Annotated in this window: 13 protein-coding genes; 4 read left to right on the top strand and 9 right to left on the bottom strand. The window is 67.0% G+C overall.

The window, feature by feature from the left end; all coding sequences use genetic code 11:
- The first annotated feature begins 72 nt into the window (after positions 1-72).
- Positions 73-1,587: an acetyl-CoA hydrolase/transferase family protein gene (locus tag OC373_RS09580; protein WP_261997583.1), complete on the top strand. Its 1,515-nt coding sequence runs from the start codon at positions 73-75 to the stop codon at positions 1,585-1,587.
- A gap of 177 nt (positions 1,588-1,764) precedes the next feature.
- Here OC373_RS09580 and OC373_RS09575 read toward each other — a convergent pair whose 3' ends face one another.
- The 9 genes from OC373_RS09575 to OC373_RS09535 form a co-directional block, all read right to left on the bottom strand.
- Positions 1,765-3,138, bottom strand: coding sequence for a VOC family protein (locus tag OC373_RS09575; protein WP_261997582.1), 1,374 nt, complete (start codon positions 3,136-3,138; stop codon positions 1,765-1,767).
- A gap of 142 nt (positions 3,139-3,280) precedes the next feature.
- Positions 3,281-3,832 carry a hypothetical protein gene (locus tag OC373_RS09570; protein ID WP_261997581.1) on the bottom strand — a complete coding sequence of 184 codons (552 nt, stop codon included), beginning with the start codon at positions 3,830-3,832 and terminating at the stop codon, positions 3,281-3,283.
- Positions 3,829-4,581: an HAD family hydrolase gene (locus OC373_RS09565; protein ID WP_019185962.1), complete on the bottom strand. Its 753-nt coding sequence runs from the start codon at positions 4,579-4,581 to the stop codon at positions 3,829-3,831. Before OC373_RS09565 ends, OC373_RS09570 begins: the two co-directional genes overlap by 4 nt.
- A 109-nt stretch (positions 4,582-4,690) precedes the next feature.
- Positions 4,691-5,107 carry an EF-hand domain-containing protein gene (locus tag OC373_RS09560; RefSeq protein ID WP_019185963.1) on the bottom strand — a complete coding sequence of 139 codons (417 nt, stop codon included), beginning with the start codon at positions 5,105-5,107 and terminating at the stop codon, positions 4,691-4,693.
- 220 nt (positions 5,108-5,327) lie between these two features.
- The gene (locus tag OC373_RS09555) at positions 5,328-5,705 is read right to left on the bottom strand and encodes a hypothetical protein (protein ID WP_088434576.1); all 378 of its coding nucleotides are present in this window, start codon (positions 5,703-5,705) and stop codon (positions 5,328-5,330) included.
- Positions 5,706-5,748: 43 nt separating this feature from the next.
- Positions 5,749-6,483, bottom strand: coding sequence for a M15 family metallopeptidase (locus OC373_RS09550; protein WP_261997580.1), 735 nt, complete (start codon positions 6,481-6,483; stop codon positions 5,749-5,751).
- Positions 6,437-8,014, bottom strand: coding sequence for a serine hydrolase domain-containing protein (locus OC373_RS09545; protein ID WP_261997579.1), 1,578 nt, complete (start codon positions 8,012-8,014; stop codon positions 6,437-6,439). The genes OC373_RS09550 and OC373_RS09545 overlap by 47 nt, the downstream gene beginning before the upstream one ends.
- A gap of 95 nt (positions 8,015-8,109) precedes the next feature.
- Positions 8,110-11,136, bottom strand: a complete 3,027-nt coding sequence (locus OC373_RS09540; RefSeq protein WP_070426490.1) for a TonB-dependent receptor — start codon at positions 11,134-11,136, stop codon at positions 8,110-8,112.
- 43 nt (positions 11,137-11,179) lie between these two features.
- On the bottom strand, positions 11,180-12,664 hold the full coding sequence (locus OC373_RS09535) for a transglutaminase domain-containing protein (protein WP_261997578.1): 1,485 nt from the start codon (positions 12,662-12,664) through the stop codon (positions 11,180-11,182).
- A 134-nt stretch (positions 12,665-12,798) separates the two neighbouring features.
- Between OC373_RS09535 and OC373_RS09530 the strand changes: the two genes are divergently transcribed.
- From OC373_RS09530 to OC373_RS09520, 3 genes are all read left to right on the top strand, one after another.
- Positions 12,799-14,244 (top strand): SH3 domain-containing protein, encoded by a 1,446-nt coding sequence (locus OC373_RS09530; protein WP_261997577.1) that lies wholly within the window; start codon positions 12,799-12,801, stop codon positions 14,242-14,244.
- Positions 14,245-15,351: a dipeptide epimerase gene (locus OC373_RS09525; protein WP_019185970.1), complete on the top strand. Its 1,107-nt coding sequence runs from the start codon at positions 14,245-14,247 to the stop codon at positions 15,349-15,351.
- Between the two features lie 121 nt (positions 15,352-15,472).
- Positions 15,473-16,321: a MurR/RpiR family transcriptional regulator gene (locus tag OC373_RS09520; RefSeq protein ID WP_019185971.1), complete on the top strand. Its 849-nt coding sequence runs from the start codon at positions 15,473-15,475 to the stop codon at positions 16,319-16,321.
- Positions 16,322-16,328 lie beyond the last annotated feature (7 nt).

The following is a 16,328-nucleotide window of genomic DNA, read 5'->3' as shown; positions in this document are numbered from 1 at the left end:
TCCCACCAAGGTAGAACCCCTGCGGCTGCATGGATCGCCGATAATGGGGATCCCCCCAGAAACGTTGTCGTCATGTCTGTCGATCGCATTGCAAACGCGCGTCTGCGTGACCGCGTTGTCTCCCCTGAAGCTGCCGCCGCCCTGATCCAGCCGGGTGAAACCGTCGCCATGAGCGGCTTTACCGGTTCAGGCTACCCCAAGGCGGTGCCGGTCGCGCTGGCGCAGCGCATCGAGGCGGTGCACGCCCAGGGAATGCCCTTCCAGATCAGCCTGATGACCGGCGCCTCGACCGCGCCGGAACTGGATGGCGCGCTGGCCAAGGCCGATGGCATCGCGATGCGCATGCCGTTCCAGAGCGACCCGGATGCGCGCAACCGCATCAACGAGGGCAAGCTGGATTACATCGACATCCACCTCAGCCATGTCGCCCAGCACGTGTGGTTCGGTTTTTACGGCGAGATCGACACGGCGGTGATCGAGGTCTCGGCGATCCGCGAAGATGGCTCATTGGTGCCCTCCACCTCGGTCGGCAACAACAAGACCTGGCTGGACCTGGCCAAGAAGGTGATCGTCGAGGTCAACGAGTGGCAGCCGGCCGGCGTGGATGGCATGCATGACATCTACTACGGCACCGCGCTGCCGCCGCACCGCAAGCCGATCCCCTTGGTGCACGCCAACGACCGCATCGGCGAGACCGCGCTGCGCTGCGACCCGGACAAGATCGTGGCGGTGGTGCGCACCAACGGCCCGGACCGCAACAGCCCGTTCAGCCCGATCGATACCACCAGCGAGCAGATCGCGCAGTACCTGATCGAGTTCCTCAAGCACGAAGTGGTCAAGGGCCGCCTGCCGGCCAACCTGCTGCCGCTGCAGAGCGGTGTGGGCAACATCCCGAACGCGGTGCTGGCCGGGCTGGCCAAGAGCGGCTTCCGCGATCTGAGTGCGTTCACCGAGGTGATCCAGGACGGCATGCTCGACCTGCTGCGCGACGGGGTGCTGAGCTACGCCTCGTGCACCGGCTTCGCGTTGAGCCCGCAGGCGAACGAGACCTTCAAGGAGCACATCGATTTCTACCGCGAGCGCATCATCATGCGCACGCAGGAGATCTCGAACCACCCGGAGCTGGTGCGCCGCCTGGGCTGCATCGGCATGAACGGGATGATCGAGGCCGACCTGTACGGCAACGTCAACTCGACCCACGTGATGGGCAGCCGCATCATGAACGGTATCGGCGGCTCGGGCGACTTCGCGCGCAACGGCTTCCTGTCCGCGTTCCTGAGCCCCTCGACGGCGAAGAACGGCAGCATCTCGGCGATCGTGCCGATGGTCAGCCACGTGGATCACACCGAGCACGATGTCTCGGTGATCGTCACCGAACAGGGCCTGGCTGATCTGCGCGGGCTGACGCCGCGCAAGCGTGCGCGGGTGGTGATCGACAACTGCGCGCACCCGGATTTCCGCGATCAGTTGAACGATTACTTCGACCGCGCCAGCCGCGAGAGTTACGGCAAGCACACCCCGCATCTGCTGCCCGAAGCGCTGTCGTGGCACCAGCGCTGGCTCGATACCGGCACGATGAAGGCGTGATGGTGCACGGTACCGGCCAACGGTCGGTACCTACCGGGGCGTTCTGTTTCCGGGTCGCGATGTAGGGACCACGACGTTCTCTTTCCGGGTTGTGCCGGCCGCTGGCCGGCTCCACGCATTACCGTCCGCAAGCCCGGATGCGCGTTTGGTACAGGAGGAGCCGGCCAACGGCCGGCACTACCGTAGGGCGGTACGCAGGCTCGCCAGCGACTCGGCCTGCAGCCGCTCGTAGATGGCGAACTCGTCCTCCACCTTCATGCCCAGCGCCTGCTCGAAGGCATCGCGGTTGGCATGCGCGGCATAGGCACGCTGTTCGTCGCCGCCCAGGTTGGACTGGAAGATGCCTGCGGCGCTGACCGGCAGGAAATCTTCGTAGACGATCGGATCGGCGCTGGCCAGGCCAGCGGCGATCAGCGCTTCGGCCGGCAGGTCGCCGACTGCGGCCGGGGTGGCGCGCCCAGCATCGGTCAGGGCGTACCGGTAATAGCCCAGGCCTTCGCGGCGCAGGGTGTCGTGGTCATCCGGGAAGGCGCTGAATGCCGCCGCCAGGCGCGTCGGATAGTCCTGGCCGGTACTGCCGGCGCCGCCGCTGTCGCGCGCCTGTGCCAGCAGCTGGTCATACAGCGCGCGGCCCTTGGGTGTCAGCGCGAGGCCGCGCTGTTCGATCTCACCGAAACGCGCGGTATGCGTGCCGGCGTCGCCTGCATCGCCAGAGGGGAACTGCACGGTTTCTTCCAGCGCCTTGAAGCTGGTCTGGCGCAGGAGGATCGGGCAGCGGCGCGGTGGCGGACCTTCGATCACGGCCTTGGCATCGATGCCGCGTGCAAGCATGCCGGACTGCGCAGCGTCGATGTCCAGCGTGCGCGGGGTCAGGTGGTTGATGTGCGGGCCGCGGAAGCTGACCACATCGGCGATCAGCCGGTGCGCGTCGTGCAGCGCGTGGTAAGTGGCGAGCGAAACCGTCGCATCGCCATGCCAGCGGAAGGTCTCCAGCGCTTCGATGACGAAGCGGCGCGCATCGGCTTCATCCAGGCCACCCTCGCGTTCTGCCTGTTCGATCAGGGCTAGCGCGGCATCGGTGAAGATCCGGCGCTGGGCGAGGATGGCAGCGGACTGCTCACGCAGCGCGACATTCTCGATCAGCTCCAGCCGCAGCAGCGAGGTGAACACGCGGAACGGGTTGCGCGCCAGCGCCTGCGCGGTGCGTGGGCGGAAGGCGGTGGAATGCACCGGCACGCCGGCCACCGAGAGGTCGTAATACCCCACCGGGTACATGCCCATCAGCGCGAACAGGCGGCCCAACGTCGCCAGTTCCCCGGCAGTGCCGACCCGGATCGCGCCATGGCGCTCCTGGTCGAGGCGGGCGCGTTCGTCGGTGCGGTCCAGCTGTTCGGCCAGCGCCGGGCTGGCGGTCAGCACGGCGTCGTTGATCTCGGCCACCAGGTCGACCAGCGTGCCGTACAGCGGCACTTCGGTGCGGTACATGGTGGACATCGCCTGGGCGAACAGGCTGCGGATATCGTCGGGTGAAACGAAACGGTCGGTGCTCATGACGTACTCGGCAACGGATCACGGGGAGGGACAGCAGTCGGCCATTGTCGCCGAGGCGGTGGCGCGCGGCGATCTGCACAGCAGCAAAGGTGAGCGACAGGGTAGCGCCACGCCATGCGTGGCTGCGCGGTGCATCATCGCGTCAGCGCGTCGCTGCGGCCGGTTCCGGATTGGCCGCCGCACGCTGGCGCTGCTCGCGGTTGCCGAGCTGCCGCTGCAGCGTGGCATCAAGGGTTACCGGGCGATCCCAGTGATCGTGGCTGGCGACGATGGCATGGCGCAGCGCGCGCCAGTGCAGGTTGGTCGGCGTGACCGGAAGCTCGGCGACCACGGCTTCCCAGCGCTTGGCCTCGCCCTCCTCCGGCACCGCGCGCGACCATTGCTGCACGCTCTCGCGGCAGGAATGTTCGATCACGTGGGCCCAGAAGCAGGCGAAGTAGATGTCGCCCGCCTGCCAGCCGTGGGTGTGCATCAGCGCGGCGATGTAGCCGCGCGAGACCCCGGCGTAGCGCGAGACTTCATCCAGGAAACTATCCGGGTAGCGCTCGGCGTAGTGGTTGATGTCCTGCAGTTGGGTATCCACCCAGGCATCCCCGGTGTCCACCACGTAGGCGGCGGACTTCTCCGGGGTCTGCTCGGCCGCCGCCGCCCAAGGCAGCATCAACAGCAGCGCGAGCAGCCCGGCGCGCATCATCCGGCCTGCGCCGCCTTGGCTTCGATGGTGCGCAGCGCCTGCGGCCACTCGAAGGCGGTCGGTGCATCGACCATGCGCGGCTCATCGTCGGCGACGCCATGCTGGGTTTCGTGCGCCCAGGTCACCGCGTACGGGGTGTGGATGCCCCAGCCGCCCAGGGTGATCACCGGCTCGATGTCCGAGCGCAGCGAATTGCCGACCATCACGAAGCGCTCGATCGGCAGATCGAACTCCTCCAGCACGCGGGCGTAGGTTTCCGGGTCTTTCTCGGAGACGATCTCGATGCGCGGGAACAGGTCGCGCAGGTTGGCCAGCTTGATCTTGGCCTCCTGGTGGAACAGGTCGCCCTTGGTGATAAGCACGACCGGGTAGTCGCGGGCGATCTCGGTGACCGACTCACGCACGCCATCGATCAGCTCCACCGGGTGGCGCAGGGTGTCATGGCCGATGTCGAGCATCTGCTGCAGGTCGCGGGCGCTGATGGTCTGGTTGGTGATCTCGATGGCCGCTTCGACCATCGACAGGGTCATGCCCTTCACCCCATAGCCGAACACGCCGAGATTGCGCTGCTGCACTTCCAGCAGGTGGCGCGCGGTCTGGGTGTCGTGCACGTCGATATAGCGCGACAGGATGTCGAGGTAGTCCTGCTCGGCCTTGCGGTAGTAATCCTCGCTCTTCCACAGCGTGTCATCACCGTCAAAACCAACCAGGCCGATAGCGCCTTGCGGCGTGGGCAGGGAAGTCATCATCGGCCAAGGATACCAACAGCGGCGCAGCGGCCCCACCCCGGCGGCACATAAAGAAAGGGCGGCCGAAGCCGCCCTTTCCCCCTCACTGCGCTACCGGTGTCCCCGGTCCTTACCTGCTCTGCTGGGCGCCGGTATCTGCGGCCTTGCCCTGCTGGGCAGCCACGTACGCCTTGTATTCATCCGGCGAGAGCTCGCCGTCCTTGTTGGTGTCGGCCTGGTCGAACACCTGGGCAAGGCCCGCGTTCACTTGTGCCTCGGCCTTGCTGATGGTGCCGTTGCCGTCGGTATCAACGCTGGCCCAGGTCTGGCCACCGCCCCCGTTGGCCTGCGCGGAGGCCTGGGCTGCAGCGTTGGCAGCGGTATCTGCTGCGTCACCGGCCTGCGCCGCCGCCTGCTGTGCCTGGGCGGCCTGATTCTGGGCCTGCGCGGCACTGTGCTGCGCCGACTGGGCCATCGCCGGAATGGCCAGCACACTGCCTGCGGCGACGATCAGGGCGATCAGGGGCTTGCGGATGCGAGTAGTCATTGGGGTGGTCTCCTTGGTTATGTGTTGCGCGGCCTGTTGTTTCCGCACGGCCCCACACTGCCACCCCGTTTGTGAATCGATATTGCCCCTTGATCGCACTGCGCACGCCGTCTTAACCACCTCCCCGAACGCGTGCATTACCGCAGTGGTTAGCCGCAGGTGAGCAGTTGGTAACACAGGCATTCAACGGCGGCGGATTTAACCGGATGCGAACGCAATCTCACGCGGCGTTGCTGTTTTTTCCGGCTGAGCGGGAACTGAACACAAGCCACCCCAGTGCGACACCGCCGATCGCGCCGGCCACTTCGAGCACCACGCGTGAGCCCAGCTCGTTCGGATCGTGGATGCTGGCCAGGAACAACCGGGCGTACAGCGGCGACTCCAGCCGCATCATGCCCATGTAGAACAGGTTCCACGCATCGATGCCGGCCGAGGCCACGACCGCGATCACGCAGGCCCAGCCGATCGCGTGCCCGTCGGTCCACCCGGCCCAGCGGCACAGTCGATGCCACAGCGCATAGACCAGCAGCCCGACCAGCAGCGCGATCAGGCCCGCTTCCAGCGTTCCCAGCAATCCAAAATGCAGCGGCAGGTTCATCGTGGTCCGATCAGGCGGTCAGCGCACAGTGTAGCGGTGCGCCTCAGCGGACCGGCACGTCGTAGGCGGTGGTCGGCGCCGGCTCGGGCTGCAGGGTGAAGTGCCACCACTCCATCGGGTAGTTGGCGAAGCCGCGCCGGGCCATCGCCTGGCGCAGCTGCTGGCGGTGGCGGCGCTGCACCTCACCGATCTCCGGCGCATCGGTATGCGCACGCGGGCCGAAGAAATCGAAGTCGGTGCCCATGTCCATGGGGGCGCAGGGACCCGTGCGGCAATCGAGCAGGGTCAGGTCCACGGTGGCGGCGCGGCTGTGGCCGGAAGTCTCGGCGATGTAACCGCCCAGCAGGGCCGGCTTGTCGATGTCCGGATACTGCAGGGCCTTGCGCGACTGCTCGTGCGGGTCGTGCGCCCAGGCCACGAAGGCCTTCACCGCGTGGGCCGGGCGGTAGCAATCAAAGAGACGCAGCGCGAAGCCTTCGGCGCGCAGGTCGGCCTCCACCTGGGCCAGCGCGGTGGCCGCCGGGGCGAGCAGATAGCACTTGGGCGCGTCATAGCCGGGCACGCGCCGGCCGGTGAAGTTGTCCACCCCGGCGTAGCGGATGTCCTGCTCGATTGCCGGTGCCAGTGTGCGGATATCGACCAGCCCGGCCTCGGCCACGTCGCGGGCCGGCGAGACGGTGACCGCCGCCGCCGCGTGGGCACTGCCTGCCAGCAGCGCCAACAGCAGCGTGCTACGGGCAATCGCCGACGCGGGAGAAGTGCAGGTCCTGGTAGTCATAACTGAAGTCGATCTCCGGATCGATCGCGGCCAAGGTCAAGGTGGGCGGCGCACCCGGCTGCAGTTGCAACCACGGCTCGGCATCGGCCCCGAGCGTATCCCACTGCACCAGCCAGCGCTCCCCGAGCTGCATGACCTGGCCACGCAGCCTCGGCGACTTGGCCACGCTGAAGCGCAGCGTGCCCTGCTGCGGGCAGAGCAGGGCCTCGCCCAGCCATGGGTCGCGATAGCGGCCCTGCGCGGCCGCCGTGGTGCGAAGCGGGGCCGGACGACGCGCACGGATATCCGGGCGCACCTGCCCGGCCTCGCGGCGCCCGGCGCGCTCCTGCGCGAGCAGGGACAGATAGTGCTCCACATCTGCACCGTCATCCGGCGCGGTGTAGTGCTTCAACGCCGCCTGCATCAGCGCGGTGCGTGCATCTTCGGCGTCGCTGTTGATCAGGATCACCACGCCCACCTTGCGGTCCGGCAGCAGCGCGAGCGAGGAGTACATGCCCGACAGCGTGCCGGTATGGGCCACCTTCCACTGCCCGTCCATGTCCGACAGGCGCCACCCATAGCCATAGGCGGAGACGTGCGCGTCGTCCCAGCGGCGCTGCCGCTCGCCCAGTGGCATCGGCATGTGCGCGGTCCACAGCGCGCGGCGCTGCACCGCGCCCAGCCACCCGGGCACGCGCGCGGGATCGAGCAGCACCTGCATCCAGCGGATCATGTCGCGCAGGCTGCAACGGATGCCGCCGGCGGCCATCGAAGTCAGATCGGGACTGAGGCCACCATCGGCACCGTGCACCACGCTGCGACCGTCCTTCCGTGTATGCGGCTGGGCAACATTGCCGACCGCCGTGACCGACCACGCGCCGACCTGGCAGCGATCCATCCCCAACGGCACGAAGACCTCCTCGCGCAGCAGTTGATCGTAGGGCTTGCCGCCGGCGGCGGCAGCGACTTCACCCGCCACCACATACATCAGGTTGTCGTAGGCATAGCCGCTGCGGAAGCTGGTGACCGGCTTGAGGTGGGCCAGCCCGGCGATGATGTCCTGCCGGGTAAAGCGGTTCGGCTCGGGCCACGGCATCAGATCGCCCGCCCCCAGGCCCAGGCCGCTGTTGTGGATCAGCAGGTCGCGCACCTGCATCTGCTGCGTCACCCACGGGTCATGCATGCGGAACTGCGGCAGGTACTTGATGACCGGGTCGTCCCAGCGCAGGAGACCGCGGTCGACCAGCCGGGCCAGCAGCGCGGCGGTCATCGCCTTGCTGTTGGAGGCGATCTTGAACAGGGTGTCCGGGTTGATGGCCTCGCCCTGGCCGGCCTGGAGCTCACCACGGGCGCCGGTGAAGACAACTTCCCCGTGTTCGACCACGGCCATGGCGATGCCGGGCAGGTGTTCATGGGTGACAGCCTGATCGAGCAGCCGATTGAAGGTGTCGGCCCGATCGGCTGCCCATGCGCCGGGCGCGATGGCCAGGGTGCAGGACAGGCCAAGCGTGAGAAGGCGGGATGGGGTACGCGGTGAGGTGCGTGACAGCATGGAGTCCCTCGTCATGACCGGAGCGCGTGCAACCGAAGCCGCCCGTGGAAGGCAGGTGCCGACCTACTGTCGGCACCTGCCACGTACGCGCCGGATCAGAAGTTCCAGGTCACCATCAGCTGCGTGTAGCGCGGTGCCTGCCAGCGGGTGCCGGTGTTGAAGGTGTTCTCGCGCACCTGGCCCGGCTGGGCTTCATAACGCTGGTGCACGTTGATGACGGTCTGGTTGTTGAACAGGTTGTAGACCGACAGGCGTGCGCTCAGGTCGATGCCCTCCACCGGCAGGCGCCAGGTGACGTTGGCGCCCATGGTCCACGTCCAGGGCAGGCGACCGAAGGCACCACGGGGGCTGTACTCGAACTGGCGCTGGTCATACGACCCCGAACAGTTCGCCACGCACAGCCAGCCTGTGCCGCCGCCGCTGCCTTCGCTGGAGGTGCTGCCACCGGCGACCGTATCGTTGGGCCACATCACGCCGAACGCCGTGATCGGGCCACCGGACAGCACCTGCAGCGTGGTGCCGAACGACCACTGCTCGTTCAGCGCATAGGCGGCGCGGAACTTGAACTGATGGCGGAAGTCGTTGAACAACGGCCCGTAGCGCTGGTTGTTGGACGGATGATCCCAATGCTGGACCATGCCGGTGTCGCCGTAGTTGGTGTCCGAGTTGACCGGGCCTTCGAAGTTGCCATCGCTGCGCGACCACAGGTAAGACGCGTTGAACAGCCACTTTTCATCCCACGCGCGGTCGATCTGGAACTCCAGGGCCTTGTAGGTGCGCTTGGGCTTGGAGTAGCCGACCACCTCCAGGCTGCCGCCCTTGCGGTAGCCATCCTTGGAGGTATCGATGGTGATCCAGCCCTCGGTGGCGCAGCCGATGCTGGAGTCGCCCCAGATCGTCAGGCTCTCGCCCGGGTTGGCGATCGGCCACAGGGTGGTGCCGGTCGGCCCGCACGGGGTGTGGTTGATGCGCATGTCATCCAGCGCGCGGTCCATCTTGCGGTAGGTCGCGTTGACGCCCCACGACCAGGCCTGGTTGATCATGGTCTGGAAGCCGAGGATGTACTCATCCTGGTAGACCGCCTTCAGGTCCTTGTCCACGCTCTGGCGCAGGTCGGCCGCGCCGGTGTTCATGCGGGTATCGACCGGGCCGATCTGCTGGCCGATGACCGGGGCCATGTACGGCGCGCCGGTGACCGGGTTGGCCTGCTGCTGCCAGCCGTTGAGCACGTAGTAGGAGTACTCGTCGGTGAGGCCGCCGGCGAAGTTGACGTTGATGTTGTTGGTCACCGGCAGGTAGTAACGGCCGGCGTTGCCGAACAGCTTGGTGCTGCCATCGCCCTTCATGTCCCAGGAGAAGCCGAAGCGCGGTGCGATCAGGTCATCCATCTTGATGAAGGCGTCGCCATCGGCGGTGCGGTTCTCGAAGCGGTCCCAGCGCACGCCGAGGTTCAACATCAGGTTCGGGGTGATGTTCCAGATGTCTTCCAGGTAGAAGGCGTTGGCCTCGGTCTCGAAGGTGCCACCGGAGACACGATTGCGCGCGCGCAGCATCTCGGTCACGCCGGCCGGAACATAGGCATTGGCGCCGTCCCATACCTCATCACCCGGGCGGGCCACGTAGGCGGTATAGCTGAGCTGGGTCGGGCCCGGGTAGCGGGTGGACTGCTCGGTGGTCATCAACTCACGGTCCACGCCGAAGCGCAGCAGATGCGTGCCCAGCTGCCATTCGAAGTCCAGGCGGGCCACCTCGCGCGTGTCGTCGCGCTCGGCAACCGCGGCACCGGTAGGGTGGCAGCCTGCGCGCAGGCCGTTGAGCTTGCCCAGGCGGGAGGCATAGCTGGCATCGGTGAACACCGGGCTGCACGCCTCATCGAGCGAGGAGTTGGTGAAGGCCCGCTGGTTGTTCTCGCCCACCATGGCGCGCGCGGTGAAGTTTTCGCCGAAGTGACCGGTGTACGTCGCCGACCAGTTCTTGCCACCGGTCTCGGTGACCGAATCACCGCCCCACGCGCCGATCTGGTCGTCATCCCAGTCGTAGTTGTACGCCCCATTGGTGATCTCGCCTTCGTCGGAGAAGGCCAGCAGTGCCAGGCTGTGGTTGTCGTTGATGTTCCAGTCCAGCTTGGCGCCCCAGAAGCCGTTGTCGCTCTTGTTCTTGAACCAGCTCAGCGCATCGGAGGAGGTGTTGTGGCCGGTGTCGTTGCGGTCCTCATACATCGCGAACAGGAACAGCTTGTCCTTGATGATCGGGCCGGACCCCCACACGTTGGTCTTCAGGAACGAGTTGTTGTCGCGGCTTGCGTAGGAGTGCGGGGTGCCATCGCGGTGGAAGTGATCACGCGGGCTGGACCGCCATGCGCTGGGCTCGGCCGTCACCTCCACACCGCCCTGGAACTCGTTGGTGCCCGAGCGGGTGACGGCATTGATCACACCGCCGGTGGAGCGGCCGAATTCGACCGAATAGCCGCCGGTCTTGACCTGGAATTCGTTGAAGAAGCCGAATGGCGCGCTGGAGAAGCCGCGGCGGGTATACATGTCGGTGACGTTCAGGCCGTTGATGAAGACCGCGTTCTCGGCCACCGAGGAGCCGGCGAAGGACAGCCCGCCGAACGAAGAATTACCGCCCACCACGCCCGGCGCCAGCAGCGCCACCGCCGACAGATCCTGCGCGACCGGCAGGCGCGAGAGCTCCTGGCGGTTCACGTTGAACGAGGTTTCCGTGGAATACACGTCCACGCGATTGACGACGCGGGTGCCGACCACCTGCAGCGCATCGAGGTTGACCACGCCGCCACTGCTGGCCAGGTTGACGGTGGTCGTACCGCCGACCGCAACACTGACCGCGAACGGCTCGCCGAGCTTCTGGCCATCGCGGCTCACCTGCAGCTGGTAGTCGCCCACCGGCAGCTGGCCCAGGCGATAGCTGCCGTCGGCGCTGGCCGTCACAGTCCGGGTAAGGCCGGTCGCGTTGCTGACGACGGTGACCTGGTCACCCGCAGTGGCACGCCCCGCGACGGCACCGCTGACATTCTGTGCCGAAGCACTCATCGGTACCAGGCTGCCCAGACACGCCCCGAGCGCAACGCACAGCGCTGCCCGCTTCAATCGATTTACGTTCATTCCCTGCTCTCTCCTGCAGATGTGGAATCGTGGATACCGCCGTTTACCGCTTGGCCTCCAGTGGCACCACGTGCGACTGGACGTCGTAGTTCCATTGATCGAAATACAGGTTGCCGCCGGACCATTCGGCCTCGCCGCGCTGGGAATCCACCGTGTCCGACCGGAAGTGCTGCTTGGCCGGCACCAGTGGCTGGGCGTAGTCGTCGTTGAAGGCGATGCGATAGGCATCCAGCCCACCCAGATAGAAATCGCGCAGCGCGGGCTGCGGGCTGTCCAGGCGCCCGGTGGTGACATCCATCGGTACCCAGCCGTAGGGCGCCAGGTACACCGCGCCCCAGTCATGCAGGTTGTTGTAGCCGACCGCATCGTCGGAATAAACCATGCCCGACTGCCAGCGCGCGGGGATGCCGTTCAGGCGCAACAGCGCGATCAGCAGCAGCGTCTGCTGCCCGCAATCGGCGTGACCGGCGTGCAGCGCGTAGTCGCTGATGTTGGAGATCGTGGCGTACTCGCGGGCGCCGGCCCATGGAATCCGGTCCACGGCGTCGAACAGCTTCTGGACGATCTGGAAGGGATCGGTTTCGGTGCCGACCACCTGCTGCGAGAACGCGCGCAACGCCGGGGTAAACACCACGTGCGGCGCCTGCTCGGCGAGGTACGGCTTCAGCGCCGGGTCGTCCGGCGTGGGCTGGACCCTGGCAGGATCGATCGTGATGTGGCGCGCGTACACGGTGACCGCGTAACGGATCTGGAACTCGGTCGGGGTGCCGGCCACCGCCTTGCGTTCCAGGTAGGCGGTGCGTTGCAACGCACTGTCAGGCGCCACCTGCGCGCCGGCAGGCGTACTCGCGACCCAGGTGATGTCTTCCTGCTGGCCGGCGATGGCACGCGGGTAGGGAATCCATGCGCGGATGGTTTCCCCGGCCGGCACGGCATCGGGCTTGACCACCAGCGACTGGGTCACCTCGATGCGGCGCGGCACCAGGCTGGTCGCGCCCGTAGCACGGGCGGCCGCGACGATCTCCTCATGGTGCGGGTGCAGATGCTCATAGGGGCCCTCCTTCGGCAGCGGGACCCCGGGTGCCCGCCGGGCGCGCGCCTCGGCGCTGATCCGGAACAGGTTGGACGGCGCGCGCTTGAAATAGCGGCGCTGGCCATCGATATCCAGGTGTTCGATCAGGCCGGCAGAATCCCAGCGCGCGAATTCGTCCTCGTGAAGGTCGGGAATCTGCTTGCGCAGCTGCGCCTTGGCCGCCGCCGCGTCCAGGGTGAAGTCCAGTCGCATGCGGCGCATCCGCTCGCGCTCGAAGGCATAGGCCTGACGCTCGGCATCCGACAGGCTCGGATCCTGCAACGCCGCAGCGATGTCGGCCTCGGCCTGCGCGAACGCACCGCGGTCGATGCCGGCGATCACCGTCGGCAGCGCGACCGGCGCAGCGGCCAGCCCCCACGGCATCGCCAGCAGACCAGCGCACAGGCACCAGACAGCAGGCAGAGGCAATCGCGGTTTGCGCATCACAGGATCCACGGCGACACTTCCCAAGGTGCGGGTGGGGTAATCGCTGTGTAACACGGGCCTGATAGCCGGTCAATAATTTATTCTTGCTTTCGCCGAAAAAAGGAATAAATATTCCTGACGCTTCCGAGGAGGGTGACCGCGTGATGATCCAGGCTTCCCCCCACCGCCCCGCGCGGTCCCGCTGGCTGTCGCGCGCCGTGCTGGCGGCGGTCCTTGCGGCCACGCTGGCACCTGCCTGGGCCGAGGCGCCGCGTGCCGCACCCGGCGCCGACTTCGGCGGGGTGATCGCCCTGCGCGAGGCCTATCTCGCGCCCGGCTTCTGGGCCGACCGCCTGCCCGATCCGGACCGCGTGATCCTCGATCGCGCCGGTATCGACGCACAGAACGCCCGCATGCGTGCCGAGGACACCTCGATCCACGATCTGCGCGCGTTGCCGGCGCAGCTGCCGCGCGAGCAGGTGCTGGGCAGCATCCAATCGCTCTCCAGGTGGCCCGAGCGCACCTTGTACGGCCAGGATGGCAAGACCATCAGCGACCGGCAGCGCAGCGAGACCCTGGCCAACCTGGCACTCGTTGCGGTTCCGGCGCAGCGCCCGCTGCAGTATGGCCTGGTCACCCATCGCGCCGCGCTGCGCGCGTTCCCGACCGCGCTGCGGGTGTTCAGCAGCCAGGGCGACACCGACATCGACCGCTTCCAGGAGTCTGCGCTGTTCCCCGGCGACGCGGTGGCGGTGCTGCATGAAAGCGCTGACGGGCGCTGGCTGTTCATCACCAGCGAACGCTACTCGGCGTGGATCGAGAAGCGCTTCGTCGGCATCGGCGACGCCGACACCGTGCTCGGCTACGGCCAGCATGGCCCGTACCGGGTGGTCACCGGGGCCACCGCGTTCACCGCGTACACGCCGGAGGAGCCGCGCGTGTCGCGGCTGCAGCTGGACATGGGCGTGCGCCTGCCGGTGATCGCCGACTGGCCGCTGGAGAAGACCGTCAACGGCCAGCAGGCGCACGCCGCGCATGTGGTGCAGTTGCCGGTGCGCGAGGCCGATGGCCGCCTGTCACTGGTGCCGGCACTGCTGCCGCGCTCGCAGGACACCGCCGACGACTATCTGCCTTTGACCCCGCGGACGCTGCTGACCCAGGCCTTCAAGTTCCTCGGCGAGCGCTACGGCTGGGGCCACGACTACGACGCCCGCGACTGCAGTGGCTTCGTCTCTGAGATCTACCGCAGCGTCGGCGTGTTGATGCCCCGCAATACCAGCGCACAGGCGGTCAGCCCGGCGCTGGACCGCATCGCCTTCAGCGCGAAGGACGGGAAATCCACGCGCGACACGGCCGTCCAGCAGCTGCAGGTCGGCGACCTGGTCTACATCCCCGGCCACGTGATGATGGCGATCGGCCACATCGACGGCCGCACCTGGCTGATCCACGATACCGCCGGCGGTGGCTGGATCGGCGCGGATGGCAAGCGCGTGCAGGCCCACCTCAACGGCGTGTCGGTCACTCCGCTGGAGCCGATGATGGCCAGCGATACCGTGAGCTACATCGACCGCATCACCAACATCCAGCGCCTTCGGCCACAGACCCCCTGAATGAAGATCACCGACATCGAACTCGGCATGCTGCGCGTGCCGTTGAAGACCCCGTTCAAGACCGCGCTGCGCACCGTGGACACCGTCGAAGACGTGGTCGTGCTGATCCGCACCGACAGCGGCCATACCGGCTACGGTGAAGCGCCGGCCACGGCGGTGATCACCGGCGACACGCACGGCTCGATCATCGAGGCCATCGACGGCTTCATCAAACCGCGCCTGATCGGCGAGGACGTGGCCAACCTCAACCGGCTCTGCGGCCTGATCCAGACCTCGATGGAACGCAACACCAGCGCCAAGGCGGCGGTGGAGATCGCGGTCTACGATCTGTGGGCGCAGCTGCACAACGCGCCGCTGTACCGGATGCTGGGTGGCGGCGACCCGGTGATCACCACCGACATCACCATCAGCGTGGACTACATCGACAAGATGGTGGCCGACTCGCTCTCGGCGATCGAGCGCGGCTTCGAGTCGCTGAAGATCAAGGTCGGCAAGGACATCGGCCTGGATATCGAGCGGGTCAAGGCGATCCACGCCGCGGTGCAGGGCCGCGCCCTGCTGCGCCTGGATGCCAACCAGGGCTGGACCGCCAAGCAGGCCGTGCACGCGATGCGGGCGCTGGAAGAGGCCGGCGTGGTGCTGGAACTGCTGGAGCAGCCGGTGAAGGCCGCCGACATCAGCGGCCTGAAGTACGTCACCGACCGGGTCAACACCCCGGTGATGGCCGATGAGAGCGTGTTCAATCCCGGCCAGGTGTTCGACCTGATCCAGCAGCGCGCGGCCGACATCATCAACATCAAGCTGATGAAGACCGGCGGCCTCTCCAATGCGATCCGCATCGCCGATATCGCCGCGATCTACGGCGTGCCATGCATGATCGGCTGCATGATCGAATCGAGCATCTCCGTGGCCGCCGCCGTGCACCTGGCCGTCGCCAAGAGCGACATCATCACCAAGGTGGATCTGGATGGGCCGTCGCTGGGCCAGTTCAACCCGGTGACCGGCGGGGTAAACTTCAACGAATCGGAGATCACCATCAGCGATGCGCCCGGGTTGGGCATCACCGAGGTGCGTGGGCTGGAGATGATCACGCCGCGGCGGTGGTGACCGTTGTATCCGCCTCGCCTGTCGCCTACGGTAGAGCCACGCCATGCGTGGCTGCCGTTCGCGCAATCCCACCTGCCGCAGCCACCCATGGGGTGGCTCTACCGGATCTGACGCCCTCCCCATGCCGCCCCTGGTGAAAATCCGCTCCGAGCGTGACCACATGTCGGCGATCGAACGCCGCATCGCCGACTTCATCCTCGACAACGCCCACCTCCTGCGCGATTACTCCTCCCAGCAGCTGGCCAGCGCCTTGGGCATCAGCCAGTCCAGCGTGGTCAAGTTCAGCCAGAAACTGGGCTTCAAGGGCTATCCGGACCTCAAGTACTCCATCGGCGAGGCCGTCGCCCGCGCCGGCAGCGACCCGCACAGCCGCCCGCCGCTCCCAGAGGCCGCCAACGACTACACCCAGATCGCCGAGCGCCTGCGCGTGAGCAAGGCCGCCGCCGAGGAAGAAACCTGGCTGGCCAATCCCCAGGCCGACATCGAAGCGATCGTGCAGCTGATCGATGGCGCGCCCAAGGTGTTCGTCTACGGCCTGGGCGATGACGGCCTGTACGCCCGCGAATTCGCCATGCGCCTGTCGCTGCTGGGCATGCTTACCGTGCACCACGCCGACCCGATCCTGATGATGGCCAACCTCTCGGCCGCACGGCCCGGGGACGCGATGCTGGTGTTCTCCGAATTCGGCAAGCTGCCACAGCTGTTCCAGCTGTCGCGCCAATTCCAGGACATGGGCGGCAAGGTGGTGTCGATCACCCGCCACAGCGCCAACCCGTTGCGCGCCCATGCCGATGCCAGCCTGGTGCTGTGCGCGCATGACCCGGCGCCGCACGTGGCGCAACTGCTGTACCGTTCTTCTCTGCAGGCGCTGCTGGATTTCGTCTTCGTCCTGCTGTGCCACGCCAACCCGGACCGCCACCGCCAGCTCGGGGTGAACCTGGAACGGATCGAACATTTGATCGACAGCTGATCCTGGA

The organism is Stenotrophomonas sp. Ste96, from assembly GCF_024519495.1.
Taxonomy (GTDB): Bacteria; Pseudomonadota; Gammaproteobacteria; order Xanthomonadales; family Xanthomonadaceae; genus Stenotrophomonas; species Stenotrophomonas bentonitica_A.
This window is presented reverse-complemented; position numbering and strand designations above follow the sequence as displayed.

Coding starts and splice junctions, on each gene's coding strand:
- OC373_RS09540 (WP_070426490.1), bottom strand. CDS start 11,136: ATGAACGTAAATCGATTGAAGCGGGCAGCGCTGTGCGTTGCGCTCGGG.
- OC373_RS09550 (WP_261997580.1), bottom strand. CDS start 6,483: ATGACTACCAGGACCTGCACTTCTCCCGCGTCGGCGATTGCCCGTAGC.
- OC373_RS09530 (WP_261997577.1), top strand. CDS start 12,799: ATGATCCAGGCTTCCCCCCACCGCCCCGCGCGGTCCCGCTGGCTGTCG.
- OC373_RS09525 (WP_019185970.1), top strand. CDS start 14,245: ATGAAGATCACCGACATCGAACTCGGCATGCTGCGCGTGCCGTTGAAG.
- OC373_RS09580 (WP_261997583.1), top strand. CDS start 73: ATGTCTGTCGATCGCATTGCAAACGCGCGTCTGCGTGACCGCGTTGTC.
- OC373_RS09575 (WP_261997582.1), bottom strand. CDS start 3,138: ATGAGCACCGACCGTTTCGTTTCACCCGACGATATCCGCAGCCTGTTC.
- OC373_RS09570 (WP_261997581.1), bottom strand. CDS start 3,832: ATGATGCGCGCCGGGCTGCTCGCGCTGCTGTTGATGCTGCCTTGGGCG.
- OC373_RS09545 (WP_261997579.1), bottom strand. CDS start 8,014: ATGCTGTCACGCACCTCACCGCGTACCCCATCCCGCCTTCTCACGCTT.
- OC373_RS09520 (WP_019185971.1), top strand. CDS start 15,473: ATGCCGCCCCTGGTGAAAATCCGCTCCGAGCGTGACCACATGTCGGCG.
- OC373_RS09565 (WP_019185962.1), bottom strand. CDS start 4,581: ATGATGACTTCCCTGCCCACGCCGCAAGGCGCTATCGGCCTGGTTGGT.
- OC373_RS09560 (WP_019185963.1), bottom strand. CDS start 5,107: ATGACTACTCGCATCCGCAAGCCCCTGATCGCCCTGATCGTCGCCGCA.
- OC373_RS09555 (WP_088434576.1), bottom strand. CDS start 5,705: ATGAACCTGCCGCTGCATTTTGGATTGCTGGGAACGCTGGAAGCGGGC.